This is a genomic window from Adlercreutzia sp. St.1H8 (assembly GCF_059728655.1).
In genome coordinates, this window is sequence record NZ_AP039376.1 from 938,270 (window position 1) to 965,117 (window position 26,848).

Here is a 26,848-nt window from a genome sequence, read left to right on the forward strand (position 1 = left end):
TGGCAACTAGTGGATTGCGCCACTATAATCCGACGGTGTATTTCGCTCACGTGAGAACGCCACCGATTCTCGCCGTGCGCGGCGTCAAGTAGAGCAAGATCTACGGAGAAGAAGAGGGGAAGGTAGATGACGGAAATCGATATCCATGCCGATGACGTCAAGATGGTGAAGTCGCTGTGCTACTTCTGCCACGCCAACTGCGGCGTCCTTGCGTATGTCAAGGACGGTGACGTTATCAAGATCGAGGGAGACCCCGATTACTCGAACCAGGGCGGCCTGTGCTGCCGTGGCACGAGCGCGCTTCTGCACCTCAACCACCCGGCTCGCGTCAACCACGTGCTCAAGCGCGCCGGCGAGAAGGGCGAGGGCAAGTGGGAGCAGATCGACTACGACCAGGCCATCCAGGAGGTCGCCGACCGCCTGAACCAGATCAAGGCCGAGTCCGGCGCCGAGGCCGTGGCCTCTGCGGGCGGCACCACGCGCACCGACGACTGGGCGCGTCGCCGCTTCCTCAACCAGTTCGGCACGCCCAACGGCTTCCACAACGCGCTGCTGTGCTGGATCCCCACGTTCATGGCCGAGACCTGCGTGGCCGGCTGGTCGCCGTTCGAGACCGACCTGGGCGCGGCCCGCTGCCTCATCCTGTGGGGCATGAACCCCGGCGCGTCCACCCTGGGCGGCATGCACGGTTACTGGGACCTGCACAACGCCGGCATGAAGATGATCGTCGTCGACCCGCGCTACTCCGAGACGGCGTCGAAGGCCGACCTGTGGCTGCCCCTGCGCCCCGGCTCTGACGCGGCGCTGGCGCTGGCCATGCTCAACGTCATCATCTACGAGGGCCTGGCCAACTACGACTTCATCGGCCAGTGGTGCAGCGGCTACGAGGAGCTCACCGAGCACGTGGCCCAGTACACCCCCGAGTGGGCGGCCCCCATCACCTGGCTCGAGCCCGAGCAGATCCGCACGGCGGCCCGCATGTACGCCACCAACACCCCCGGCTGCATCCAGTGGGGCTGCACGTGGGATCAGATCGGCCGCGCGTCGACCACCGGCTCCCATGCCATCGCCCTCATGCGCGCCCTCACCGGCAACCTGGACGTCCCCGGCGGCGACGGCATGCCCGGACCGGCGCTCAACTTCCTCACCGACGAGGAGATGGAGCTCAACGAGCTTTTGCCCGAGGAGCAGAAGGCCAAGCAGATCAGCCGCTTCAAGCTCACCTCCTGGCCCGGCTACTCGCTCATCTCCGACACGGCCAAGCGCACCTGGGGCAAGACGCTGCCTACTGAGTGGTTCTGCGAGGCCCATGGCCCCAGCGTGTTCAAGGCCATCCTCACCGGCGACCCGTACCCGGTGCGCGCGCTCATCTGCAACGCCACCAACCCGGTGAACTCCTACGGCGACGCTAAGATGACCCTCGAGGCCCTCAAGAAGTGCGAGTTCCTCGTGGTGGTGGACTACTGGATGACCCCGACGGCGCTCTTCGCCGACTACGTGTTCCCGGCCGCCGGCGCGCTCGAGCGCCCCACCATCGTCACCCACTACGGCGCCACCGACTCCCTCATGGGCGGCAGCCGCGCCATCCAGCCCAAGTTCGACCGCCACACCGACATGACGTTCTGGCGCAAGCTGGGCCTGGCCTGCGGCCAGGATCCGGCCAACTGGCCCTGGGAGACCGAGGAGGAGGCCTACTACCACATCATGGAGCCGTTGGGCCTGCCCATCAGCTGCTATGACGACTTCGTGTCGATGATCCGCATGTACTACCCGCCGCTGCACCAGAAGAAGTTCGAGGCCAACGGCGGCTTCTGGACCCCGTCGGGCAAGGTGGAGCTCAACTCCACCATCATGCAGGAGCTTGGCTTCCCCGGCATGCCGGAGTACGTCGGCTGCATCGAGAACGAGATCGACACGCCGGAGATCGCCGAGGAGTACCCCGTGGTGCTCACCACCGGCGGCGGCTTCATGCCCTACCACCACTCCGAGCACTTCCAGATGCAGGGCATCCGCTACCTGTACCCCGACCCGTACTTCTCCATCAACCCGGCCCTCGCCGAGCAGCTGGGCATCGAGTACGGCGACTGGTGCTGGATCGAGACCCGCCGCGGCCGCATCAAGATGCGCGCCAACGTCGACAACGAGACCCATCCCAACGTGGTGTTCGCGCCGCGCGGCTGGTGGTTCCCCGAGCGCGACGGCTCGGCCGACCTGGCCAACCCGTTCGGCTGCCTGGAGTCCAACGTCAACGTCCTGACCTCGGTTGATGAGGAGGACTGCGATCCCATGGGCGGCTCCTGGGCCAACCGCGGCCTCATGTGCAAGGTGTACAAGTGCGGCGAGTTCGACGCCGAGTTCACCGCCGAGGACGCCCAGTTCTCCATCCCGGGCAACGCCAAGGAGCCCGGCATCCACGCCAAGCCGAGCGAGCGTCCCCTCGCCCGCGAGCCGCGTCCCTTCACCAAGCCCGAGCCCGAGATTGAGGTTCCCGAGGGCTACGAGTGGGTGTGGCAGAACAACACCCTGTACCAGAAGGGCACAAACTTCCGCCTGGATGCGTCCGGCTGGCTCATCAACCCCCGCACCAAGGGCTACCACGACGCCTACACCGGCTGGCGCTACGACGCCGCCGGCGAGTACCTGGTGGACGATGAGACCGGCAAGATCTACACCATGGAGCGCGAGGAGATTCCGTTCTTGGGCGGCGTGCGCGGCTATCCCGGCGCCGAGGCGGCTCCGTTCGAGATGCCCGAGCACCTGCGCTGGAACGTCGAGGCCGGCTACGCCATGCTGCCCGACCGCCAGCTGGTCTACGATCCCAACAGCGGCTGGATGATCGACCCGGAGACCGGCGCGTACCACGACGCCTACTACGGCTACAAGTACGACGCCGCCACTCAGCAGCTGGTGGACGAGAACACCGGCAACCGCTTCACCATGACCTACGAGCCCGTCGTCGAGTAAGCGACCGAAGGAGGAAGGATAGAACATGACCCGTTACGTTATGGTCATCGACCAGCGTCGTTGCATCGGCTGCCATTCCTGCACGGTTGCCTGCCGTACGTGGAACGACCTGCCGCTCGACATCGTCTACAACCCGGTGCTCACCGAGGGCGTCAAGGGCACCTGGCCCAACGTGCACCGCAGCTGGCTGCCCACGCTCTGCATGCACTGCGAGAAGCCGGCCTGCGTGCCGTGCTGCCCCACCGGCGCGTCGCATCAGGATGAGGACGGCGTGGTCTGGATTGACTACGACAAGTGCATGGCCTGCCTGGCCTGCGTGAACGCCTGCCCCTACGGCATGCGCGACCAGTCCAAGCTCCAGCCCCGCCTGCATCGCTTCGTGCGCAAGTGCACGTTCTGCCGCGATCACCGCGCTGCCGACCCGGGCGCCGAGCCCTACTGCGTGGCCACCTGCCACCAGAAGGCCCGCATCTTCGGCGACCTGGACGACCCGAACTCCGAGGTGTCCAAGCTCATCGGCTCCGTCGAGACGGTGCGCCTGCTCGAGGACCTCGGCACCGGCCCGCAGATCTACTACATTCCTGAGTTGGGAGGTAAGGCATAATGCGTCATCATTACTGGGAGTGGCCCATTCCGACCTACCTGTTCCTGGGCGGCCTGGGCGGCGGCATCTTCTGCCTCGCCGCCATCCTGAGCTTCTTCGTGTACCCTGACATCCCCATGATGGGCGAGGTGCTCGCGTGGCCTGGATTCCTCGGCATCTGCGCGCTCGGCTTCGGCTGCATCATGCTCGTGGTCGACCTCGGCCAGCCCATGGTGTTCTACCGCGCCTTCGTGAAGAGCACGAGCGTGCTCGCCTGGGGCGCGCGCTTCCTGACCGTGTGCGCTATCTTCGGCGTGCTGTGGTTCGCGAGCTACGTGCCGTGGGACTGGTTCGGCCCCATCGCCGCGTTCCTCGTGCCCTTCCGCGAGCTGAACCTGGCCATCGCGGGCATCTCCGGCACCTGCATCATGCTCTACACCGGCATCTTCCTGTCCACCCTGAAGGCCCACGCCTTCTGGGCGACCCCGGCCCTGCCGGTGCTGTTCACCGTGTCGGCCCTGTCTACCGCCTGCGCGGCCATCGCCCTGTCCATCGGCTGGTGGCCGGCCGTGTTCTCCCTGGAGACGGTCATCGTGGCCGAGGCCAGCAAGGAGATCCTGCATACCGTCGACATCATCCTCGTGGTGGTGGAGATCGTCGTGCTGCTCGTGATGGTGCTGTCCTTCCTGGGTGCCGGCAACAAGACGGCCAACAAGGCGGCCCACCGCTGGGTGCACGGCTCCTACGCGCCGCTGTTCTGGGGCGGCATGATCTTCGGCGGCCTGCTGCTGCCCGAGATCCTCTACGTCTTCGGCGGCCACAGCGCGGCTTCCACCCTGGTGGCTCCTGTGCTCGTGCTGCTCGGCGGCCTGCTGCTCCGCTTCATGGTGGTGCTCTCCGACGACCGCGCGCCGCTGCCGGGCGAGGATCGCTACTACACCCGCATCGCCGACAAGGACGACAAGTTCGTCAAGGCTTGGACCTACGGCGAGAACATCTTCTAGTTACGGCGTTGCTAACGCAACGTCGTAACAGGCCGACGCTCCGAGGCCGTACGGCACCTGGCCTAGCCCCTTGTGCGCTTACCCTCGCGTACGAAGTACGCTCGGCCGCGCGGCGGGGCTATCCCAGGCACCGTACGGCCTCTCGCTGACTCCCTTGGGCGAACCAGTGAGCGTGTTGGGTAAAGAAGTGAAATGAGGAAGGGGCTCGGCTTGTCAAAGTCGGGCCCCTTGCGTATGCTGGCCCCCGGCCTTTGGGGAAGGAGAACTGACGTGGATGAGTACCTGTTCGAGGACGCGCTCACCGGATCGACGGTGGGCTTCGACCGCGTGACGGGGGAGGCGCGCCTCGCGGCCGCCGGCAAGGGGGCGCTCGAGCCGTGCCCGTCGGTGTTCTTCCCAGGCTGCTCGCTCATCAACTACGCCCTGCCGCTCGTCGCGGCGGTCTACGACACGCTGCGGGACGCCGGCAGCGTGAGCGGCATCTCGCTTCTGTGCTGCGGGAAGATCCTCTCCTACGAGCCGGACGGCGAGGCCGTGCGCGCTGCGTTCGAGGAGACCCTGCGCGAGCACGTGGCGGCTGCCGGCGTCGAGCGCATCGTGGCGGCGTGCCCCAACTGCGCGAAGGCCCTGCGCGACGCGCTCGCCGCCGATGCGGCCACGGCCGGCGTCGAGGTGACGGCGCTGCCGACGGCGCTCGCGCACCTGGGCTACGCGGTGGACGCCGGCACGGCGGCGCGCCTTGTCGTCGGTGACGCCGGGGCATCCGTGCGCCTGTGCGCCCACGACTCGTGCCCCGACCGCGACCGCGGCGAGTTCGCCGACGGCATGCGGGCGCTTTTGCCTGCGGGGATGTGCGTGGAGCCGGCGCACGCGCGGGCGCGCTCGCTGTGCTGCGGGTCGCTTCTGCGCGCGGCCGGCAAGTTCGAGGCGGCCGACAAGATGGCTGCGCGCAATGGCGAGGAGGCGCGGGAGGTCCGCGCCGACGCCCTCGTCGCGGCGTGTCTGTCCTGCGTGTTCCAGCTGAACGCGGCCCAGGCGGCCATGCCTGCCGTCCACTTCCTCGAGCTGCTCTACGACTGGCGCATCGACTGGGCGAGCGCGGGCGCGTGGATGAAGCTGCGCTTCCTCTTCGACGAGACGCTCGGCGTGGCCGGCGCGGGCGAGCGCGCCTTCGTGGGCCTGGGCGCGGACGAGGCCGCGACCGAGCCCACCGTGGCCGACCGGGCCGCCGAGGAGGCCTCCGAGGATGCGCGTGCGCTCACCGGGCCCGAGGAGGAGGCGCGCCACGACGTGACCATGAGCAACGAGGACGTCGAGGTCCTCGGGGAATAGGAGGGCCTTATGGCCACCGAGCAGCGAAAGACCAACTGCCATTTCTGCGGCTACCTGTGCGCCTTCACCGCCACGGTGGAGGACGGGCGCATCACCGCGCTCGAGCCCGACGCGAGCCGTTACCCGTACGATCCGCAGGTGCTGGCGGGATGCCGGCGCTGGCCGATGAACCTGGAGGTGCTCGACGGCGCCGACCGCGTGAACCGCCCGTTGCTCCGGGTGGGGGAGCGCGGCTCGGGCGCGTGGGAGGAGGTGTCCTGGGACGAGGCGCTTGACGACATCGCGGCGCGCCTGGCCGCGCTCGCGGCCGAGCACGGGCCGGGCACTCTGGCCTCGATGATCGGCGGGCCCCACACGTCGTTTTGGCCATTGCACCGGTTCATGACGCTGTTCGGGTCGCCCAACAACATGGGCATCGGGCAGATCTGCTGGAACCCGCGCATCTGGATGGACGTGCTCACCTTCGGCTGGACGGTGGAAGCCGACATCACCGACGAGACGGGCTGCGTCGTCATCTGGGGCACCAACCCGGCCGAGTCGGACAACTCGCTGTTCTGGCGCACGCTGCTCAAGATCGGGCGCTCGGACGTGCCGCTCGTGGTGATTGACCCGCGCTACACGCGCACGGCCGCCGCGGCCGACATCTGGCTGGCGCCCGTCCCCGGCACCGACTGCGCGCTCGCGCTCGGGATGCTCAACGTCATCATCGCCGAGGACCTCATCGACCGCGCCTTCGTGGAGGAGTGGTGCCACGGCTTCGACGAGCTGGCGGCGCATGTGGCTCCGTGGACGCCCGAGGCGGCCGCTGCGGAATGCGGCGTGGACGCCGAGGACATCCGCCGCGTGGCGCGCCTGTTCGCCGGACCCGCGCCCTCGGCCCTCGTGTCGGGGCGCGGCATCGACCAGGTGGGCCGCTCGGTGGCACCCACGCATCGCGCCATCTGCTGCCTGCGCGCCCTCACGGGCAACGTGGACCGGCCGGGCGCCTGCGTGCTGGCCGAGGGCAGCGACTTCGTGCCCGAGGTGGACTTGGAGCTCACTCTCGAGCATGCCGATGAGCTGGCCGCGCGCTGCCTCAACACGGGCGTGACGCCGCTGCAGAGCTACGAGGGCTACGCGCGCGTGGCCGCGCTCACCGAGCGGATGGGCCGCAAGCTGCCGGCGCGCTACCTCACCTCGGCCCATCCCGACCTCGTGCTGCGCGCCATGGAGACCGGTGAGCCCTACCCGGTGCGCGCCCTCATCGTGGAGGCTACCAACCCGCTGCTCACCTATGCCGATACCCACCGGGTGTTCGCCGCCCTGAGCGGGCTCGACCTCATCGTGGTGCTCGACTACTACCTCACCCCCACGGCCTCGCTGGCCGACTACGTGCTGCCGGCGGCCGGCGCCATGGAGCGCCCCACCTTCCAGGCCCACGGCGGCGTGGCCAACATCGCCTACGGCGGGCCGGCCGCCTGCGCGCCCTACTATGAGCGCAAGGTGGACTACGAGGTGTTCCGCGAGCTGGGCCTGCGCCTGGGGCAGGAGGACGCCTGGCCCGAGGCCACCTTCGAGGAGGCCATCGCCGCCACCCTCGCGCCATGCGGCATGGACTGGGAGACCTACTGCGAGCTGGGGCTGTGCTACCAGCCGCCGGCTTACGGCAAGCATCTGCAGCCCGGCCCCGACGGCCGGCCCCAGGGCTTCGCCACCGCCACGGGCAAGATCGAGCTGGCAAGCGAGGCCCTGGGCGCCCTGGGAGGCCCGCGCCTGCCCGAGCCCGGCGAGCCGCGCCGCCTGTGCAGCGACGCCTTCATCGCCGAGCGCGAGGCCGAGGGCTGGACGCACCTGCCGCTCATCACCGGCGCGCGCAAGCAGCCCTACAACGCCTCGATGTACTTCAACAACGAGGCCTTCCGCCGCCGCCATCCCTTCCCCGTGGCGGAGGTGAGCGAGGCCACGGCGGCCGCCCTCGGCCTCTCCTCGGGCGATACGGTGGTCCTGGCCACCGATCACGGCGAGGCGCGCTTCGTTTTGGATACAATACGTATGAGAGATGGTCTAATAAATGCGGACTACGGATGGTGGCATCCTGAGTGGGAGGCCGGCGCTCCGGAGTTCGGCGGCATGTGGGAGTCCAACGTCAACTGCCTCACGTCCTGCACGGTGGACGAGGGCGAGCCGATGATCGGCACCTGGTCCTACAACGCCATCGACTGCATGATCCGCGCCGACGACCGTCCCCTCTCGTGGCAGCCGGGCTTCACGCCCGATCCCGCCGCGCGAGGATAGGGGAGCGGCCCGCCGGCCGCCTACGAGGGTACCCATCGGGCGCAGCGCCGCCCGCGAGAGAAGGAGACATCCGTGGCAGAGAAGAAGCAAGCCCTGCTGGTGTTCAGCAAGCCGCCCGTGCCGGGCATGGTGAAGACGCGCCTGACCGTGAAGCACGGCGGGTTCCTCACCGACGAGCAGGCCGCCGAGTTCTTCCGGCGCTCGCTCTACGACGTGAGCGAGGCGTGCATGCACGCGCTCTACGAGCTGCAGGCCGCAAACGACGCGGCCGTGGCCGCCGACCCGTCCGTCGACAAGATCACCTACGACTTCTTCGTGTCCACCACGCCGGCCGAGAACGTCGAGCTCATGAGGGAGACGTTCGAGGCCATCGGCCCGTGGCCGATGGAGGTCCACTACCTCACCGACAAGGGCGCCACCTTCGACGATCACTTCGACGACGCCTTCAAGCAGATCTTCGACCTGGGCTATGAGCACATCGTGTCTGTGGGCGGCGACATCCCCACGCTGCCCAAGTCCCATATCATCCAGGCCTTCCAGTGGCTCGACTACTTCCAGTCCCAGGGCACGCCGGGCTTCGTGATGGCGCCGTGCCAGGAGTGCGGCACGTCGCTGGTGGGCGCCAACCGCGAGACCCCCATCAACCACCAGGGCGTCTACTACAACCTGGACGGCAAGGCGGCGCTCGACGCCTACATGGAGAAGATCGTCGAGAAGGACATCCCCTGCGCCTACTTCTCGCCCGTGGCCGACATCGACGAGCGCACCGACCTGGCCCACGCCATCTCGTGCATGCGCGCCATCGAGCGGGCGGCCCGCTACCAGCCCGAGCTGTTCGTCCCGCGTCGCGTGCTCGACTGGGTGGACTTCATGGGCATCACCGTGTGCACCCCGCCCAACGAGGAGCACGACCCGCGCCAGTACATCGACGAGGAGTAGCGAGATGACCGAGGAGAACCGCCGCGTGCTTCACACGACGGGCGCGCTGTGCCCGACGTGTCTGCGCGAGCTGCCGGCCGAGGTGTACGCCGATGACGAGGGCGTGGTGTGGATGAGCCGTACCTGCCCCGACCACGGCCGCCTCGACACGCGCATGTGGCCCGATGCCGACCACTACGAGTGGCTGCGCTCCGAGGCCTTCCCCAAGACGGCGCCGGCGAACACCACCCCGGTGTGCGGCCCGTGCCCTAAGGGCTGCGGCACCTGCGCCCGCCACGAGCGCCGCGGGACGCTGCTTGAGATCGAGGTCACGCGCAACTGCAACCTGCGCTGCCCCGTGTGCTTCGCGAGTGCCGAGGGCAACGAGGGCGACCCCACGCTCGATGAGATCGACGCCATGTATGACGTGATCGCGCATGCCGTGGGAACCGACGGCGCCGTGCAGATCACCGGCGGGGAGCCGACGTGCCGCAAGGATTTGGCCGAGATCATCTACCGCGGCCGCCAGAAGGGCTTCTGGGGCATAGAGATCAACACCAACGGCCTGGTCATCGCCGCCCGCGAGGGCTACCTGGAGAGTCTGGTGGCCGCAGGGCTCACCGGCGTGTACCTGTCCTTCGACGGCCTGACCGGCGACGTGTACGAGGCCACCTGCGGCCGCGACATCCTCGACGTCAAGCTCAAGGTGATCGAGCGCTGCCGTGCCGCCGGCGTCCAGTGCGTGCTGTCGGTGGCTGTGGTGGCGGGCGTCAACGACGGCCAGCTCGGCGACCTTCTGCGCTTCGCCCTGGAGAACTCCGATGTGGTGGCGGGCCTGGCCCTGCAGCCGGCCTTCACCTCGGGCCGCTTCGACGCCGAGCGGGCGCTGCCCATGAGCGCAGGCGACGTCATCTTCAGCCTGGCCGAGCAGTCCGACGGGCTCTTGGAGCCGCGCGACATCTGGCCGCTCGGCTGCTCGAACCCGCTGTGCGACACGGGCGTGTTCCTGGTGAAGGACGACGGAGCCGCCCACCCGAGCGGCTTCTACCCGGCCACCCGCGCCATGACCATGGAGGAGTACGCCGCCGGCTACAGCCCCGACAGCCCCCAGGGCTCGGTGTTCCTCGACATCCTCTACAAGAAGGGCGTCGAGGTGAAGACGGGGCTGTCCGTCATCATCATGAACTACATGGACGCCGTGTCCATGGACACCCAGCGCCTGCGCGAGTGCTCGATGATGGTGACCGTGCCCGACGGCCGCGCCATCCCGTTCTGCTCCTACCACCTGACCGACGCCGCCGGCAAGCGCGTCTACCCGCCCTGGTGCAAGGAGGAGCTGCGCGGGGTGGGGGATAGGCACTAAACCTGGGGGACGGCATCCCCGCCGGGGCAGCGCTCAGTCGCTCAGACAGTCCTCGCTTGGTGGAACAGCCCACTGGGCTGTTCCAGTCGCTGCGGAACTCGCTTGGTGAGCGCCGCCCCGGCGGACGCGCCTCTACGAGGCTGATTGGCGCGGGCCTACAGCCCGCGCGGGAAAGAAGGAGAACGAAGCTGATGGCTGACTACCGGATAACCAACGACCCGGCGCGGTGCGTCCAATGCGGGCTGTGCGTGGCGTTCTGCCCGTGCGACGTGCTGGAGATGAACGAGGAGGGCTATCCCTTCGCCGCCTATCCTGAGCAGTGCGTGGGCTGCACCACCTGCGCGGGGAACTGCCCCAAGCGGGCGCTTTTGGTGGAGGCCGTGGGCGACGCCACCTTCGATCCCTTTGCTGACGAGGAGCGCGCCGAGCCGCTCGACGAGGGGCGCCGCGAGGAGCTCGCGGGCTACCAGCGCGCCATCATGGAGGCGCTCGACCTGCGCTGGCAGCCGGTGGCCGTGGGGCTCATCGCGGCCGGCGAGGCCCTGCCCGATGCGCCCATCCCCGCTGAGAACCTGCGCTTCTGCCAGGCCATGATGGCGGCGCGCCGCGGCGCGAGCATTCTCATGCCGCCGCATCGGCATTCGTGCCCCGACGGCACATCCATCTTCGGCATGACCGGCGTGCCTGAGAAGCTGGCCACGGGCGAGATCTACGTGCTGTTCCACAAGGTGGTCAACGCCGAGGCCGCCGCGCGCATGGTGGCCGAGCGCCCGACGCTGCCGCCCAAGAGCCGCCGGGCCACCTACGTGGCGCCGCTTGCCAAGACGGTGCGCGAGCCGGAGGTGGTGGTGTTCACCGGCACGCCGGAGCAGATGATGTGGCTGTGCATGTCCATGAGCTACTACTCGGGGCACCGCCACGACTTCCATGCGAGCGGCTTCAACTCCATGTGCGTCGAGGCCGTGCTGCTGCCGCTGGCCAACGACGAGCCCAACATCACCTTCGGCTGCTACGGCTGCCGCGCCGCGAGCGATATCGGCGAGGACATGATGTTCATGGGCGTGCCCACCCATCTGCTGCCCACCATTGCCGAGGGCGCTGCGGAGCTGGCCAAGAAGGCCATCCCCGACTCCCGCAACAAGATCTACGTCCCGCCCATCATGTAGGGCTGCGGCTCCCTCCTCCGTGCGGGGGGGGGCGTTGAGTGAAGGAGAGTTCATGGCCGAGCTGTTTTCGCTGAGGGCGGCGGTCGAGGAGGACCGGCCCTACCTGGACGCGTACTGCTGGAACGAGGGGATGGACAACCTGCCCTCGCTCGAGCGCGTGACGGTGGCCGCCAACGGCGACGGCGAGCCGGTGGGCTTCATCCGCATCGCGTTCGGCGCCAACGGCGTGGCCCACGTGAACCCCGTGGTGGTGCACGGCTCCTGGCGCGGCTACGGGGTGGGCCGCGCGCTCATGGAGGCCGCGACGGCCGAATACGGCGAGCTGCGCCTCGTGGCCCGCGGGGCCTCGGTGCCCTTCTACCGGGCGCTCGGGCTCGAGGACTGCGCCTGGGAGCTCATCGACACCTCCGTCACCGAGAACTGCGACGGCTGCGAGCTCGTCCCCGAATGCGGGCCTCAGCCCATGCGGTGGGCTGTTGGGGGCGGGGAGCCTGGTGCCGCCTTGGACTACGATGCGCTCATTGACTCCCACTATGATGATGTTCTCGGGCGCTATCTGGAGCTCACGTGATCGTTTTCGCTGACACCAACGTGCATCCGCATCCTGCTCGGGCGCCGATCGTCTTCTGAGGGGCTCTTGCAGGATCTGGCGGCGGGTGCGGTGGCGCTCACTCCTCGGCGTCGGGTGCCAGCGGGGCGGCCACGGGGGCGTAGGCGCCGTGCTGGATGCAGAGCAGGGTCTCGACGGGGGCCAGGCGGCCGCGCTCGTCGCGGGAGCCGCGGGTGGCGGCGCGCGTGACCTCGCCGATGACGAGCAGGTGGTCGCCCGCCTCCTGGACGGAGCGCACGGCGCAGGCCTCCCAGGACAGCGCGGCGGCCGGTACCGGCACGAGGCGCGTTGCGTCTGCGGCCGGGGCGCCCGCACCCTCCGCCGGCCGCGGCTCCGCGTCCCTGGCGCCCTCGACTTCAACCAGCACGTAGTCCACGGCGTCGCCCTTGGCGAAGCGGTGCCCGGTCTGGTTGCCGCAGAGCTCCGCCAGGCGGGCGGCGTCGGCGTCGGCAGGGAGGGTGGCCAGGCTGAAGGCGCCCGCCTGGCGCACGAGCCCCATGGTGTGGGAGGCCTCGCGCAGGGCGAAGGCAACGAGCGGCGGGGTGTGGGAGAGGGGCGTCACCCAGATGACGGTGGCGAACCCGACGGCGCCGTCAATCCCGCGCGCTCCCACGATGACGAGGGGGCGCGGGTCGTGGAGGGCCGCCACGTCGCGGCCGCGGATATCCTCGAAGGCGGCGGGGAAGGCGGAAAGCTCGGGCATGGGGCCTCCTGGAAGAAAAGGCGCCCCGCCTTCCGGGCGCGAGGGCGCGCGGAGGAGCGGGGCGCCGGCGGACGAAGCTATTGGGCGGCGCCGTGGGAGCACACGGGCGCCTCGGGCAGGTCGATGCCGAGGGCGTCGGCTGCATCGGCGCGCAGCTCCTCGAGGGTCAGCTCATAGCAGGCCAAGGCGTCGATCCAGCGGCGCAGACAGTGGAGCCCCTTGTCCGTCAGCGTGAACAGGCGCTTGGCCGAGCCCTCCTCGGGCGTGTCCCACGCCGACGTGACGAGCCCCGCCTCCTCCATGCGCTTGAGCGCGCGGTAGATGCCCGTCGCATCCGGCTTCTTGCCGCCGAACATGGGCGAGTGCGCGGCCTGCTGCACGATGATGTAGCCGTGCATGGGCGCGCCGTGCTTGGCCATGAGCGTGAGGATGGTGGGCTGGGAGAGCCGGTTGAGCGACTTGCCCAGCTCGGCGCATTCCTTCAGGTCTTCATCGGATTTCGGGTGGCAGCTGCTCCACATGGGCGGCCCTCTCTCGTCTTGGTCTGGTCTGGCATGGGGCACATTCTCGCATAACTATTTGCATGGTGAGAATAGTTTCTCGCTGAAGGCGGGGAAGGACGGGGGCGGATGGCACGGCCGCGCGCCGGCGCGACGCAGGCGAGCGCGCTCGCGGACGCGCGGGATCGGCGCGGGCGGGGTTGCCGTACAATGGTCGCCGGAGCTTTCGCGCCCTGCCCTTGCGCCGCCGGCGCGCGGCCGGGGCGCATCGGAGAGATCAAGGAGCGCGCATGTGCGGAATCGTGGGCTACACGGGGGCCGATGAGGCCCAGGGCATCCTCATCGAAGGGCTGGGACGCCTGGAGTACCGGGGCTATGACTCGGCGGGCGTCGCCATCGAGCAGGACGGCGCGCTCGATGTGATCTGCCGCAAGGGGAAGGTGTCGGGCCTCGCGCACACGCTGTCCCACTTCGACTTCACGGGTACCTGCGGCATCGGGCATACGCGCTGGGCCACCCACGGCCGCCCGTCCGAGGCCAACGCGCACCCGCACACCTCGTGCGCCGGTGACATCGCCGTGGTGCACAACGGCATCATCGAGAACTTCGCCGAGCTGCGCGAGGAGCTCATCGGGCGCGGCCACGTGTTCAAGAGCGACACCGACACCGAGGTGGCGGCCCATCTGGTGGAGGAGGCCTATGCCGACACCGGCGACCTTCAGGCGGCCGTGGTCCACGCCGCCGGGCGGCTCATCGGCGCCTACGGCCTGGCCGTGGTGTGCGCCCACGAGCCCGGCGTCATCGTGGTCACCCGCAAGGACTCGCCCATCGTGGTGGGGCGCGGGGAGCGCGGCAGCTACGTCGCCAGCGACATCATCGCCATGATCGACGCCACGCGTGATGTGGTGGTGCTGGCCGACGGCCAGGTGGCGCGCCTCACGCCGGACGCGGTGAGCTTCTTCGACGAGGCCGGCAACCCCCTCGACCCGCCCGTCACCCACGTGGACTGGGACGTGGACGTGGCGGAGAAGGGGGGCTACCCCGACTTCATGCTCAAGGAGATCCACGAGCAGCCCCGCGTCATCCGCGACACGCTGGCCGGGCGTCTGTCGGCCGGCGCGCTCGAGATCGACGAGCTCGACCTCTCGCCTGAGGAGCTCGACCTCATCGACCGCGTCTACGTCATCGCCTGCGGCACGTCCTACCATGCCGGCCTCATCGCCAAGAACCTCATCGAGGGCTGGGCGCGCATCCCCTGCGAGGTGGAGGTGGCCAGCGAGTTCCGCTACCGCAACCCCATCATCACGCCGACCACGCTCGTGGTGGCCGTGTCCCAGTCCGGCGAGACGGCTGACACCCTGGCCGCCATCCGCGATGCCCGCGTGAAGGGCGCCAAGGTGTTCGGCATCACCAACGTGGTGGGAAGCCCCGTGGCCCGCGAGTCCGACGGGGTCATCTACACCAAGGCCAACAAGGAGATCGCCGTGGCCTCCACGAAGAGCTTCCTGGGCCAGGTGGTGTCCCTCACGCTGCTGGCCATGCTGCTCGCCCAGGCCAAGGGCAAGCTCAAGACGAGCCAGATCCGCCTGCTGTTCCGCGAGCTGGCCGACACTGCCGAGCAGGTGGAGCGCATCCTGGCCGACGACGCGGCCATCGAGGAAGCGGCGCAGGCCTGCAAGGACGCCGCGAGCGCGCTGTTCATCGGCCGCGGGATGGGTGCGGCGGTCAGCTACGAGGGCGCCCTCAAGCTCAAGGAGATCAGCTACCTGCACGCCGAGGCCTACGCCGCCGGCGAGATGAAGCACGGCCCCATCGCACTGATCGACGAGGGCTTCCCTGTCATCGCCATCGCCACGAAGAGCCCGGTCTACGACAAGGTGGTCTCCAACCTCCAGGAGTCGAAGGCGCGCGGGGCCATGGTGGTGGCCATCGCCACCGAGGGCGACGAGGACATCTGCGCCCATGCTGACCACGTCATCTACATCCCCAAGGTGCGCGACGCGTTCTCCGCCATCACGGCGAGCGTGCCGCTGCAGCTGTTCGCCCGCGCCATCGCCGTGGCCCGCGGCTGCGATGTGGATCAGCCGCGCAACCTGGCCAAGTCCGTGACCGTCGAGTAGCCCGTCGCCCGCCACGCCAGGCGGGCGACGCAGTCAGAAGGGAGGCCCGCCGTGGCCCAGAGCAAGCGATCCCGTGAGATGGTGGAGGGCGCCCTCGGCCTGCCCATGGCATCTGACCAGGTGGGCCTGGGGGTGGACATCGTCGAGATCGATCGGGTGCGCGCCATCCTGCGCCGCAGCCCCGCCTTCGCCCGCCGCGCGTTCTCCGAGGAGGAGCGCGCCTACTGCGACGCGAAGGCCAATCCCGAGGCGCACTACGCCACGCGCTTCGCCGCCAAGGAGGCGGTGCTCAAGGCGCTCGGCACCGGGTTCGCCGAGGGCATCGGGCCGCGGGATGTGGAGGTGCGCCGCACGAAGAAGGGCAAGCCCTACGTGGTGCTCTCCGGCCGCGCGCGCGAGGTGGCACGGGCCCAGGGCGTGCGCGAGGTGCCCGTCTCGCTGTCGTTCACCCACAGCGAGGCCGTGGCCTGCGCCATGGCCATCACTCAGGACGCCGTGACGGCCGCGAAGAAACGCGAGGATCCCCTGGAGGAGCTGGCCAAGCAGTTCAAGGACGCCCGCGCCCTCCTCGATGACCTCCCCGCCGCCGGGCCGGGCGCCGGCGCGCCTGCGGCCGTCGGCGAGGCCCCCGCGCGCGACGGGGTGACCGGCGCCGCCCCCGCCGGGGCTCCCGCGGCCGCCTCCTCTTCTCGGACGCTGGGCGGGGCGGGCGCGGCGGGGGAGCCTGCCGACGCCAGCTCGGAGGGCTCCGAGCCCGCCCCTGCGCCAGGTGCCGGGCGATGAGCGCCCCGGCCGTCGAGCGCTGGGATGATGATCGCCTGGCCGCGCTCGTCCCCTGGCCGGCGCCGGACGCCAACAAGTACACGCGCGGCGTGCTCACCTTGCTGGCCGGCTGCGACCGCTACCCTGGGGCCGCCTGCCTGGCCGGCGCCGCAGCCCAGCGCGCCGGCGCGGGGTATGTGACCGTGGTCTGCGGGCCCGAGGCCGTGGGGACGGTGCGGGCCTTCCGCCCGTCGCTCGTGGCGCGCTCCTGGGACGGCTGGCACCCGGGCGACCTGCCGGCCTCCCGCTCCGGCCACCCCTCGGCCGTGGCCGCAGGGCCCGGGCTCGACCCCGCCGACCCCGCCGACGCCCGCCGCGCCCTGGCGGTGCTGCGTGCCTGCGCGGCCCCGCTTCTGCTGGACGGCGGGGCCCTCGCGGCCCTGGCGACGGGGGAGGGGCGCGCCCTGGCCGCCGCCCGCGCCGCCGAGGGGCGTCCCCTCGTGCTGACGCCCCATGGCGGCGAGGCCGCGCGCCTGGCCCGCGCGGCCCGCATCAGCGAGGCCGAGCCGGCGCTCCTCGCCGGTGCCCTCGCCCGGGCCTACGGCGCCGTCTGCGTCCTCAAAGGCCCCGACACCTACGTCTCCGACGGCACGCGCGTGGTGCTCGTCGACCGCGGCACGGCGGCCCTGGCCAAGGCGGGCACCGGCGATGTGCTCGCCGGCATCATCGGCGCGCTGCTGGCCCAGGGCCTCGCGCCCCTCGACGCCGCGGTGCTCGGCGCGACGCTCCACGCCGAGGCGGGGCGCGTCGCCGAGGAGCGCCACACGGCCATCGGCGTCATCCCCGAGGACGTCGTCGAGGTTCTGCCCGAGGCCTTCCGCTGCCTGGCCGGCTGAGCCTCGCCTGGCCAGCGGGGCTTCTCGCGACCCAAGTCCCGCCCTTCCCCGGGCCGTCCGCGTCTGCAGCGGAGCCCCCGCGCCCTCTCGTCGCTCCGTCTCTCCGTCCTTCCTCCCCTGGCCCCGAGGCTCGTCTCGGGGAGGGCGAGGGCGTGCGGGCGGAAAGCGGGATGATTTCTGGCGAGAAAGTCCGGTTCTGCATGATCGGCGACGCAGACTCCCTTTCTTCCGAAGGCGGGCTACGGGCGTTTCCCCAGGTCACGGTTAACGGCTGGCGCGAACGATCGGTTCCGAGCGACACGACGAGCGCAGAAATCATGCAGAACCGGACTTTCTCGCCAGAAATCGGCCGTAAATCTGCCCGACCCTCCCATCGGGTCTCCGAAAGCCGCCCGCCGACGCAACGCACAGCCTCTGGCGCCGTCCTTGCGCCGTGTCTGCGCGAGGTGATGCCTGGGAGATTTCGCCTGTGTTGCCCTCGGCGCGCTCCACGACATGCGTTGCGCCCCACCTTGCCTCGTCCGCGCTTTTTCTGAGGTCTATGCCCCGAGTATCCCGGGCTCTATCCGGTGTGCCCTGACGTGGCCGCGACGGCTCGCTGACCGTTCGTTGACGCCTGGGAGGCGACCGCTGCGGCCGCTACGCTCCATTCGACAATGCCCGCAAGGGCTTTCATCGAACGAAGGAGCGTGATCGCAATGGAGGCAACCAGCAAGCGCGACTGGGGCATGTTCGCCGCGGGCGTCGCCCTCATCATCGTCGGATTCGTCTTCCTGTGGGCGCCGGGGCTCACCCTCGTGAGCATCGCCGCCGTCGCCGGCGCGATGTTTTTGGTGGTGGGCGCCTTCGACCTCTACACCTACGCGCGCTACCATAAGTCCCTCGACCTCTCCGGATGGCTGCTCGCCTACGCCATCTGCGACATCGTCCTCGGGCTCATGTTCCTTATCCATCCGCTCATCGCGGCGGAGGTCATCCCCTGGGTGGCGGGGGCCTTCATGGCGGCTTACGGCATCTTCGAGATCGTCGCAGCCGTGCAGCTGCGCGGGGCGGTCAGCTGGGGCTGGCTTCTCGTCGGCGGCATCGTGAGCATCCTCTGCGGCGTGTTCTTCTTCATCTGGCCGGCGTCGTTCGCCATCTTCCTCGCGTTCTTCCTGATGATGCGCGGCGTCACCCTGGCGGTCTACGGCGCCACCCCGCGCATGGTGCTCTCCGACAAGTCGCTTCACCACACGGCGTAGCGCGTCCACGGCGCCCGCGCGGCGCAAAGCCGTGGTAACATGGGCGCATGAGAACGGCCGAGGGGCCCGGTGGATTCCGGGCCCCTCTCATGCGCGGGGCCGCGTCCGCTGCCCTGCGGCCCAGGCGGTGAGGGAGAAGGGAAGGACACCCGATGGAACACGAGCAGGGATCGCTGCTAGACGAGAAGGCGCTGGCCGAGGCGGCCGCCGACCCGGCCGCCCGCGTCGAGGCGCTGCGTCGCGAGATCGAGCACCACTCCTATCTCTACTACGCGCTCGACGCGCCCGTGCTCTCCGATGCGGCCTTCGACTCGCTCATGCGCGAGCTGCGCGAGCTGGAGGCGGCCCACCCCGAGCTCATCGACCCGTCGTCGCCCACCCAGCGCGTCGGCGGCTACGTGGGCGAGCAGTTCGCGCCCGTGCGCCATGCGCGGCGGATGTACTCGCTCGACAACGCCATGAACCTCGAGGAGCTCGACGCGTGGATGGAGCGCGTCGTAGAGGACTTCGGCCATTTCCCGCCCATGGACTGCGAGCTGAAGATCGACGGCAGCTCCATCGCGCTTACCTACGAGAACGGCGTGCTCGTGCGTGCGGCCACCCGCGGCGACGGCACTACCGGCGAGGACGTGACCGCCAACATGCGCACGGTGAAGGACGTGCCGCTGCGCTTGCGGCCCGAGGCGCTGGGCGCCGTGTCCGACCCGGCCGCGCCGCTCGAGCTGCGCGGCGAGGTGTACATGCCCAAAGCCAGCTTCGAGCGCCTGAACCTGGCGGCCGAGGCCAACGGGCGCGCCCCGTTCGCCAACCCGCGCAACGCCGCCGCCGGCAGCCTGCGCCAGAAGGACCCCGCCATCACCCAGGGCCGCGACCTGTCCACGTTCATGTACGCCATCGCCGAGGACGGCGCGCTCTCGGTGCCTGGCCAGGCGGAGCTTTTGGGCTGGCTGCGCGAAGCCGGCTTCCACGTGAACCCCGACGTGGCGCTCTGCGAGAGTGCCGAGGAGGTGCGCGCCTTCTGCGAGCGCGCCCTCGAGCGGCGCGAGCAGCTTCCCTACGAGATCGACGGCGTGGTGGTGAAGGTGAACGCCTTTGCCCAGCAGGAGGCCCTCGGGTTCACGGCGCGCGCCCCGCGCTGGGCCATCGCCTTCAAGTTCCCGCCCGAGGAGAAGACGACGCTTCTGCGCGCCATCACCGTGCAGGTGGGGCGCACCGGCGCGCTCACGCCCGTGGCCGAGCTGGCGCCGGTGGTGGTGGCTGGCTCCACCGTGGCGCGCGCCACGCTGCACAACCTCGACGAGGTGCGCCGCAAGGACGTGCGCGTGGGCGACACCGTGGTGGTGCGCAAGGCGGGCGACGTCATTCCCGAGGTGCTCGGCCCGGTGCTTGCGCTGCGTCCCGCCGACGCGCTGCCCTGGTCCATGCCCGAGGCGTGCCCGAGCTGCGGCTCGCCGGTCATCCGCGAGGAGGGCGAGGTGGCCTTCCGCTGCATCTCCATCGACTGCCCGGCCCAGGCCCAGGAGCGCCTGCTGCACTGGGCGAGCCGCGGGGCGCTCGACATCGACGGCATGGGCGAGGAGATCGTCACCCGCCTGGTGGAGGTGGGGCGCCTCTCTGACGTGGCCGACTACTACTCGCTCGACGAGGCCGAGCTGGCGCTGCTCGACATGGGGCGCGTGAACAAGGATGGGCAGCCCATCCGCCTGGGCGCCACCGTCGCCGCCAAGCTCGTGGCCGCCATCGAGGCCAGCCGCACGCGCTCCTTCGCGCGGGTGCTGTTCGGCCTGGGCATCCGGCACGTGGGCAAGACCATCGGCGAGGCGCTGGCCGGCGCGTTCCCCTCGATGGAGGCGCTTGTCGCCGCCAGCGAGGAGGAGCTGGCCGCGGTGGACGGCATCGGCCCCAAGATCGCCCGCAGCGTCTACGTGTTTCTGCGCGTGCCCGAGAACACGGCCGTCATCGAGCGTCTGCGCCGTGCCGGCGTCACCCTGGCCGAGGAGGCGCCCGCACCCGGCGAAGAGCGCCCCCAGACCCTCGCCGGGCTCACGTTCGTGCTCACCGGCTCGCTCACCCAGAGCGGCATGACCCGCGACGAGGCCGGCGCGGCGCTCAAGGCGCTTGGCGCCAAGGTGTCTGGCAGCGTGTCGAAGAAGACGAGCTACGTGGTGGCGGGCGAGGCCGCGGGGTCGAAGTACGACAAGGCGGTGGCGCTCGGGGTGCCGGTGCTCGACGAGACGCAGCTGCTCGCGCTGCTCGCGGGCGGGGAGCCGCCCGTGGCGGAGGCCGCCGAGTAGCAGGACGGGCGCGGGCAACGCGGCCGCCCCGCACCGAGTTGCCCGGGCGCGCGGGCGTGCAGGTGTTGGGCGCGGCCCGTTCGGCGCCAAGCCGCCTGGACGCCCGGGTGTCCGGGGTGCTGGGTGCTAGGCGCGCGGGTGCTCGGGTGCTGGGCGCTAGGCGTGGCTCGTTCGGCCCATTCCACCTGGACGCCCGGGTGCGCGGCTGCTGGGCGCGGCCCGTCCGGCCCATTCCGCACAGTTTTGACGACTTTGCGACGCCTTTCGTCGCAGCCGGCGGGCGTCTGGGGACGTATGCCCAGGTCACGGTTGATCGGGTGCCCGCCCGTCTTCGGAATCCCCTCTATTCGGCCGCCTTTTGGGGGTGCGGACAGTTACTTGGACGCAGCCTAGACCGCCAGGCCCAGCCGCCTCCTGCGGTTGTCTATCGTGTCGTAGACGATCCGGCCGTCCTCCCGGAACGCCTTGAGGCGCTCGGTCGAGTAGGCCCGCATCCACCCGTCCAGCAGCTCCATGAAGGCCTCGGCGCGCCAGCCCGACCAGTCCCGCCCGTGGAAGAACTCGTTCTTCAGGTTGCCGAAGAACCCCTCGCACGCGGCGTTGTCGGGGCTGCGCCCCTTGCGCGACATGGACCTGGCCAGGCCGTGCCGCTCGCATATCGCCTTCCACCCCGGCCAGCGGTAGTGGCAGCCGCGGTCGGTGTGGGCGACGGGCGCCTGGCCCGCGCGCAGCGTGGCGCACGCCGCCTCGAGCGACGACTCGGTGAGGCGCGCGTCGGGCCTCGTGCCGATCGACCACGCGACGGGCTTGCCGTCGAACAGGTCGACGACGGGCGACAGGTAGACCCTGCGGCCGTCGCCGGGCAGCCGGAACTCGGTCACGTCGCTGACCCACGCCTCGTTGGGGCGGGCGGCGGAGAAGTCGTGGGTGCCGTCCTCCCGCAGCAGCAGGTTGGGCGCCGGCGCGTCGACCTCCCCGGCGTAGGAGCTGTAGCGCCCCCTGCGCGCGTAGCACACGCGCAGCCCGAGCGCGCGCATGTGCCGGCGCACCACCCTCTCCGACACCGGGCGGCCCCGCCGGCGGGACACGACCTCCCGCACGAACCGGTAGCCCCGCGACGAGCCGCCGTCCACGCGGAAGGCGCGCTCGACCTCCCCGGCCATCCCGTCCGGCGGCGCGTCCGGCGAGGTCAGGGCGCCGAGCTGGTAGTAGTAGGTGGAGCGGGCCAGGCCGAGGGCCGCGCAGGCGGCCGCGGCGCCGAAGGGGCCCTCGAGCCTCGAGGCGCAGCCGGCGGCCTCAGCGTTGGTGAGGGCCGGCGCCGCGGCTTTTAGGACGGCCAACACCTCCCTGAGCGCCGCGTTGCTGAGCTCGAGCTCGGCGATGATCGCCTTGAGCGCCGCCGGGTCGTCCGGCAGCTCGTCGGGCAGCCGGGGCGGCTGCTCGCAGGGCATGGGCCGGGCCGGGCGGCTCGCCCGGCGGGCCTTCCCCTCGTCCATCTCGGCCTCCTTCCTCTTCCTCCTCGCGGGCGCCGGCAGCAGGGCCGCGGTGCCGCCCCGGGCGAAGCCCGAGACGGTCCTGGCCATGTGGCTCCTCGAGACCCCGGCCCGCCTGGCCTCCGCCGCGGCGCTCTCGCCGCCGGCGACCCGCCTGACCGCCTCCAGCCTCGCCAGCATCGGCAGCGACCGGTACTGGGCCCTGTCGGGGTCGTGCCTCGGGTCGGACCTGACCCACCTGCGCATCGTCGACTCAGAAGGATACCCCAGCTCCGCGACGAAGTCCTCCACCGACATCTCCCCGAGCGTCGCGAACCACAGGTCCAGCGCGTCCCGCCTAGCCTCCCCGCCGTACATGCGGCCTCCTCTCCGGACACCTGGGTGTCCAACTTGGAGTCCGCACCCCCTTTCGTCGCAAAGTCGTCAAAACTGTGCGGTTTGGTGCCGGCTGCCTTCTCAGGTCTCGCTTCCGGCTTGCGTGGCGCTCCGATGCTCGACGCCCGGCCCCGGCGATCGGCCCCGCACCGCCCGGCCCCAGCCCGACCCGCCTGGTCGCTGGCTCTTGGCGCGGCCGGCGCGCGGTCCTCAGATCCGTTGCTCGCCGACCGCCTCGGCCACGGCCCCTCCGCCGACCGCCCCTGCCCCCCGACGCACCGGCGTGCCGGCGGCGCTCGCCCCGGTTTAGGCCCGCGGCGCGCCGCCCCGCCGCCCGGCCCCAGCGTGCGCCGCCCCAGCCCGGCCTTGCCCCCGGCCCCGGCGCCTGCTGTAGCGCCTTTTTCCCGCCTCGGCCTACCCCTGTTCCCGGCGCCCCGCATCCTAGCGGCCGAATCGCACGAAGTGCTCCGGCGTTCCCGGCCTGAGCCCTGTGCCCAGGGCGTAGCGGCGCAGTTTCTCCTGCCGACGCTCGAAATCGGCGCAGCGGACCTGCCGTCGCACGCCGAGCTGACGGCGCAGAGTCGTTTCGAGCTGGCGGAACTGGCGGGGCCGATAGATCTGGTCGCGCGTGGCCGTGACCACCGTGATGCCCAGGGCGAGCAGCGCCGTGCGCCGGGCCGCATCGCTGTTGAGGCGGTCGGCTCCCGTGTGGCAGAGGTCGCTGTCATACTCGAGGGCCAGACGCGCCTGGGGCCAGAACAGGTCGCAGTCGTAGAAGTGCGCCGAGGTCGCCGCCCGGCCCCGGCGCCCGGGACTGATGCGCTGGTTCAGGGTCGGCCTCGGCAGCCCGAGTCCGCCGAGCCGCTGCGGCAGGCCCACCATGAGCGCGACGGCCGACTCCATGGGGGAGCGGGCATTCTCGCTCAGGTAGGGGAGCAGCGTGCGCAGCGGCTTGGCCCCGGGCACCCCGGCGCTCGCCTCGACGAGCGCGGAGAGGCGGCGAGTGCTGGTGAGCGGCTCGGCCTCGAAGAAGCCCGGTGGGTCCTGGCAGATGCGATAGCGGCCGCATAGCTCGTGGGCGAGCATCAGCAGGGCGAGGGGGTGAAGACTCGTGGCAAGGTGCAGGAGGGTGAGCTCAGGCCCCAGGCAACAGAGTCCTTCGAAGGGCTCGGCGAGTCGGCGCGGGGTGATCCTGGCCGACCAGGTGTGGAAGACGATCTCGTCGGTTGGGCGCGGGCGGCGGTGGTCGAGGGCGAGGACGTGGAGGGGTCGGGGGCACTGGTCGAAGAGGGGGTTCTCGCGCACACGGCTTGCGATCAGCGGGGCCGAGGGCACGGGTGCGTAGCGCTGGCCTGACGCAGGGACGGGCGCCTGCGTGGAAGACAGGCGGAGCAAAAACAGAGCCGTATGTTTACAAAAGACGATTTTCACGGAGGGATTCTAGGGGCTCGCCTTCCCAAACGCACGCTTTTTCGCCGGAAAACCCGCGCAATTTCAGGCAATCGGGGAAAACTGCACAGTTTTTTCGAGTTTGTGACGCTTTCGGGCTTCTGGAGGGTGGTTTTCCAGAAGAGGGGCTACCTCTGCTGCGGGGCTGCCGTTGGCGACCAGGGCTTTTCCAGGCGATAGACGTCTGGGTCGCTCCAAGGCTGTCGCAAAGTCGTCAAAACTGTGCAGTTTTCGCCAGCGATGGGCGAAAACCGAGCGAACCGGTCATGAATGAAGGAGTTGCGAAGCACCGGCGGCGAAGCTGTGGAGAGGGCGCCGGGGTGGTTGCGCGCCTGCGTTGCCCTGCCGTAACCTTCACGGAGCCGAAGGGTCACCGCCCCTCCTCCGCCGTTCCGAACTGTTGAACGCGCGGTCGCCGTCGAGCCGTACGGGCTTGTCGCGATCCTGCTCGCGCCGCCTTCGCGAGCCATGCGGTCACCCGAGTCGCTCCCGCCGGCCCTGCCCGGGAGACGGCATCAAGCTGCCCGCAAGGCGCGCTGGAAGCGCGGGCCCGTTCAAAGGAATCTCCTTGATTCAGCCTAACCTGACCTGCAAGGCCGCATCTCGCGATGCGGTGGCCTCGCACACCCTGATGGGCCCCGGCGGCAGTGCGTCCGCCCCGCTCGGGCGCGCTGCGGGCGCGTCTGCTCCGGCCACGGGCCGACCGGCCCTGCGCAGCCTCGCGGCTGCCGCCGGGCTCGCCTTGGCGCTCACGCTCGGCCTGGCCGCGGCTCCGGCGCCCGCCTTCGCCGACGAGCCTGCAATCGTCGAGGTCGTCCCTGGCCCCGAGGCCGCTCCTGACATCCCGGTTGAACCCGAGGGCGAGGGCTCTGATGCGGCTGACGACAACCGCGATGCCGCGTTCGGGCACGCCCTGGCCGCCCTCACCGCCACGGTCGTCAACGAGCAGTCCGCCCAGGAGATGGGCGCCTACACCGCGCACCTCGAGGCCATCGGCGTCGAGGCCGCCCGTGCGGCCAAGGTGGACGCGGTGCTCGCCGAGGCCCTGTCCCACCAGGGCGCTCCCTACTCCTACGGCGGCACCACGCCCCGTGGCTTCGACTGCTCCGGATTCACGTCGTATGTGTTCCGCACGGCGCTCGGCATCGAGCTGCCGCGCACGGCGGCGGCCCAGTCCGGCGTGGGCACCTCGGTCTCTCTGGACAGCCTCCTGCCGGGTGACCTGCTGTTCTGGGGCCGTGGCTCGGGCGTCTACCACGTGGCCGTCTACGTGGGCGACGGCAACTACGTTCACGCCGCTGGCCGCGGCAAGGGCGTGCGCGTCCAGTCGATGGAGTACTTTCACCCCACCTTCGCCAAGCGTCTGATCTGACGGCGCGCCTGCCTGCACGAGCAGCGAGACCGAGGGGCCGTCCCAACCGGGGCGGCCCCCTTTGCGTTTCGGACGGGGGGAGGGCCGGCGGTGGCCCTGCCGAGAGCGGGAGCCCCCCGGGGGGGCGGTGGCCTGCCGGGAGCGGCGGCCCTACCGGGAGCAACGGGACAGGGGGCGGCCTGCCGAGAGCGGAAGCCCGAGGGGCGACGGCCCTGCCGGGAGCGGCGGCCCAAGGGGGGCGGCCTAGGAGGGCTGTCGCGGGCAACGCTCCCCCGGCCGCCGTCGCCCGCGCCCTCCCCCCGGCCGCCGCCCGCGCCTTCCCCCCTCCGCCGCATGCCCGTCACCCGGCTCGGCCCTGCGTGCCCCCTATCACCCCGCCCCTCCTTTGCCAGCGCGCGCTCGATTCGCTACCCTGGTGACGAGAAAGGCCGCACCGCAGAAAGGAACGCCATGACCGTCCGCTTCTCCCGCGCGCGCATCGACGAGCTCATCGCCGAGGATGTGCCCTATATCGATTTGACCAGCACCGTCTTGGGCGTCGGGGACGCGCCGGGCCGCCTGGGGTACTTCACGCGCGAGGACTGCGTCGTGGCCGGCACCGACGTGGTGGCCGCCGAGGCCGCCGCCCTCGGACTTGCCGTCTCCCTCGTGCGCGCCCCCGGCGAGCGCGCCGGGGCCGGCGAGACGCTCATGACGGTCACCGGCCCTGCGAGCGGGCTCCACCTTTTGTGGAAGGCAGGGCTCAACGTGCTCGACCACCTGTCGGCCGTGGCCACCAAGACGCGCGCCATGGTAGATGCCGCCCATGCGGCCAACCCGGCCTGCGAGGTGCTCACCACGCGCAAGTCGCTGCCCGGCGCCAAGGATCTGCTGATCGCGGCGGTCATGGCCGGCGGCGCGTTTCCGCACCGGCTCGGGCTCTCCGAGACGGTGCTCGTCTTCGACCACCACCTGGCGTTCACCGGCGGCTTCGACGCCTTCGTCGAGCAGCTGCCGGCCATTCGCCGCCGGTGCATCGAGAAGAAGCTGTTCGTGGAGGCCGACGCCGACCAGGCTCGCGTCCTGGCGCGCGCCGGCGTGGACGGCATCCAGCTCGACAAGGTGCCCGTCGATGAGCTGGCCGCCCTCGTCGCCGAGCTGCGCGGCATCGACGAGCGCCTCACCCTGGTGGCAGCCGGCGGCATCAACCCCGCCAACGCCGGCGCCTACGCCGCCACCGGCGTGGACGGCCTGGCCACCACGGCCCCCTTCAGCGCCGCTCCCCTCGACATGAGCGCTCGCATGATCCCGCTCGGGTAGGGCGCGCCTTCCCTGCCCGCCGACTTGGCGGCGCTCGCCTTGCCCTCGCCTGGTGCCAGAGGGGCTCGCTGCCGCTTTTTCCGCGCCAGTTGCGGGCGAAAGGGAGGCTGCGGGCTCCAAAGGGCGCCTC

The 26,848-nt window shown here is 70.6% G+C and carries 20 protein-coding genes; 16 read left to right on the forward strand and 4 right to left on the reverse strand.

The window, feature by feature from the left end; translation table 11 throughout:
- The first annotated feature begins 126 nt into the window (after window positions 1-126).
- The 9 genes from AC6I0Y_RS03415 to AC6I0Y_RS03455 all read left to right on the forward strand — a co-directional run bounded on the left by AC6I0Y_RS03415 (window position 127) and on the right by AC6I0Y_RS03455 (window position 12,175).
- Complete coding sequence (locus AC6I0Y_RS03415) at window positions 127-2,964, forward strand: molybdopterin-dependent oxidoreductase (protein ID WP_160708879.1); 2,838 nt, start codon at window positions 127-129, stop codon at window positions 2,962-2,964.
- Between the two features lie 25 nt (window positions 2,965-2,989).
- Window positions 2,990-3,568 (forward strand): 4Fe-4S dicluster domain-containing protein, encoded by a 579-nt coding sequence (locus AC6I0Y_RS03420; RefSeq protein ID WP_160708877.1) that lies wholly within the window; start codon window positions 2,990-2,992, stop codon window positions 3,566-3,568.
- Window positions 3,568-4,551, forward strand: a complete 984-nt coding sequence (gene nrfD / locus AC6I0Y_RS03425) for an NrfD/PsrC family molybdoenzyme membrane anchor subunit (protein ID WP_160708875.1) — start codon at window positions 3,568-3,570, stop codon at window positions 4,549-4,551. Before AC6I0Y_RS03420 ends, nrfD begins: the two co-directional genes overlap by 1 nt.
- 270 nt (window positions 4,552-4,821) lie before the next feature.
- Window positions 4,822-5,883, forward strand: a complete 1,062-nt coding sequence (locus AC6I0Y_RS03430; protein ID WP_497733112.1) for a heterodisulfide reductase-related iron-sulfur binding cluster — start codon at window positions 4,822-4,824, stop codon at window positions 5,881-5,883.
- A gap of 9 nt (window positions 5,884-5,892) precedes the next feature.
- On the forward strand, window positions 5,893-8,157 hold the full coding sequence (locus AC6I0Y_RS03435) for a molybdopterin-containing oxidoreductase family protein (RefSeq protein ID WP_497733114.1): 2,265 nt from the start codon (window positions 5,893-5,895) through the stop codon (window positions 8,155-8,157).
- 72 nt (window positions 8,158-8,229) lie between these two features.
- Window positions 8,230-9,096 carry a TIGR04282 family arsenosugar biosynthesis glycosyltransferase gene (locus AC6I0Y_RS03440; RefSeq protein ID WP_160708869.1) on the forward strand — a complete coding sequence of 289 codons (867 nt, stop codon included), beginning with the start codon at window positions 8,230-8,232 and terminating at the stop codon, window positions 9,094-9,096.
- Between the two features lie 4 nt (window positions 9,097-9,100).
- Entirely contained in the window at window positions 9,101-10,438 is a 1,338-nt protein-coding gene (locus AC6I0Y_RS03445) for a radical SAM protein (RefSeq protein ID WP_160708867.1), read from the forward strand.
- A gap of 191 nt (window positions 10,439-10,629) precedes the next feature.
- Complete coding sequence (locus AC6I0Y_RS03450) at window positions 10,630-11,604, forward strand: DUF169 domain-containing protein (RefSeq protein ID WP_160708865.1); 975 nt, start codon at window positions 10,630-10,632, stop codon at window positions 11,602-11,604.
- 52 nt (window positions 11,605-11,656) lie between these two features.
- A complete protein-coding gene (locus AC6I0Y_RS03455) occupies window positions 11,657-12,175 on the forward strand; it encodes a GNAT family N-acetyltransferase (protein WP_160708863.1) in 519 nt (172 codons plus the stop codon).
- A 97-nt stretch (window positions 12,176-12,272) separates the two neighbouring features.
- Here AC6I0Y_RS03455 and AC6I0Y_RS03460 read toward each other — a convergent pair whose 3' ends face one another.
- The gene (locus tag AC6I0Y_RS03460; protein WP_497733117.1) at window positions 12,273-12,917 is read right to left on the reverse strand and encodes a flavin reductase family protein; all 645 of its coding nucleotides are present in this window, start codon (window positions 12,915-12,917) and stop codon (window positions 12,273-12,275) included.
- A 77-nt stretch (window positions 12,918-12,994) separates the two neighbouring features.
- Window positions 12,995-13,438 carry a PadR family transcriptional regulator gene (locus AC6I0Y_RS03465; protein WP_160708859.1) on the reverse strand — a complete coding sequence of 148 codons (444 nt, stop codon included), beginning with the start codon at window positions 13,436-13,438 and terminating at the stop codon, window positions 12,995-12,997.
- Window positions 13,439-13,707: 269 nt separating this feature from the next.
- On the opposite strand from AC6I0Y_RS03465, the gene glmS reads away from it, so the two are divergent.
- From glmS to ligA, 5 genes are all read left to right on the forward strand, one after another.
- Window positions 13,708-15,537: a glutamine--fructose-6-phosphate transaminase (isomerizing) gene (gene glmS / locus AC6I0Y_RS03470; protein WP_497733119.1), complete on the forward strand. Its 1,830-nt coding sequence runs from the start codon at window positions 13,708-13,710 to the stop codon at window positions 15,535-15,537.
- 51 nt (window positions 15,538-15,588) lie between these two features.
- Window positions 15,589-16,320: a holo-ACP synthase gene (gene acpS, locus AC6I0Y_RS03475; RefSeq protein WP_497733121.1), complete on the forward strand. Its 732-nt coding sequence runs from the start codon at window positions 15,589-15,591 to the stop codon at window positions 16,318-16,320.
- Window positions 16,317-17,195, forward strand: coding sequence for an NAD(P)H-hydrate dehydratase (locus tag AC6I0Y_RS03480; RefSeq protein ID WP_497733123.1), 879 nt, complete (start codon window positions 16,317-16,319; stop codon window positions 17,193-17,195). Before acpS ends, AC6I0Y_RS03480 begins: the two co-directional genes overlap by 4 nt.
- A 698-nt stretch (window positions 17,196-17,893) precedes the next feature.
- Window positions 17,894-18,436, forward strand: coding sequence for an HdeD family acid-resistance protein (locus AC6I0Y_RS03485; RefSeq protein ID WP_160710349.1), 543 nt, complete (start codon window positions 17,894-17,896; stop codon window positions 18,434-18,436).
- Window positions 18,437-18,588: 152 nt separating this feature from the next.
- Window positions 18,589-20,730 (forward strand): NAD-dependent DNA ligase LigA, encoded by a 2,142-nt coding sequence (ligA, locus tag AC6I0Y_RS03490; RefSeq protein ID WP_160710348.1) that lies wholly within the window; start codon window positions 18,589-18,591, stop codon window positions 20,728-20,730.
- Window positions 20,731-21,119: 389 nt separating this feature from the next.
- On the opposite strand, the gene AC6I0Y_RS03495 is transcribed toward ligA, so the two are convergent.
- Both AC6I0Y_RS03495 and AC6I0Y_RS03500 read right to left on the reverse strand, forming a co-directional pair.
- Window positions 21,120-22,580 carry an IS3 family transposase gene (locus AC6I0Y_RS03495; RefSeq protein WP_160710347.1) on the reverse strand — a complete coding sequence of 487 codons (1,461 nt, stop codon included), beginning with the start codon at window positions 22,578-22,580 and terminating at the stop codon, window positions 21,120-21,122.
- A 459-nt stretch (window positions 22,581-23,039) separates the two neighbouring features.
- Entirely contained in the window at window positions 23,040-24,029 is a 990-nt protein-coding gene (locus AC6I0Y_RS03500; RefSeq protein WP_160708608.1) for a putative endonuclease domain-containing protein, read from the reverse strand.
- Window positions 24,030-24,615: 586 nt separating this feature from the next.
- On the opposite strand from AC6I0Y_RS03500, the gene AC6I0Y_RS03505 reads away from it, so the two are divergent.
- A complete protein-coding gene (locus AC6I0Y_RS03505) occupies window positions 24,616-25,419 on the forward strand; it encodes a C40 family peptidase (protein ID WP_497733126.1) in 804 nt (267 codons plus the stop codon).
- 450 nt (window positions 25,420-25,869) lie between these two features.
- Window positions 25,870-26,718: a ModD protein gene (modD, locus tag AC6I0Y_RS03510; RefSeq protein WP_497733129.1), complete on the forward strand. Its 849-nt coding sequence runs from the start codon at window positions 25,870-25,872 to the stop codon at window positions 26,716-26,718.
- Window positions 26,719-26,848 lie beyond the last annotated feature (130 nt).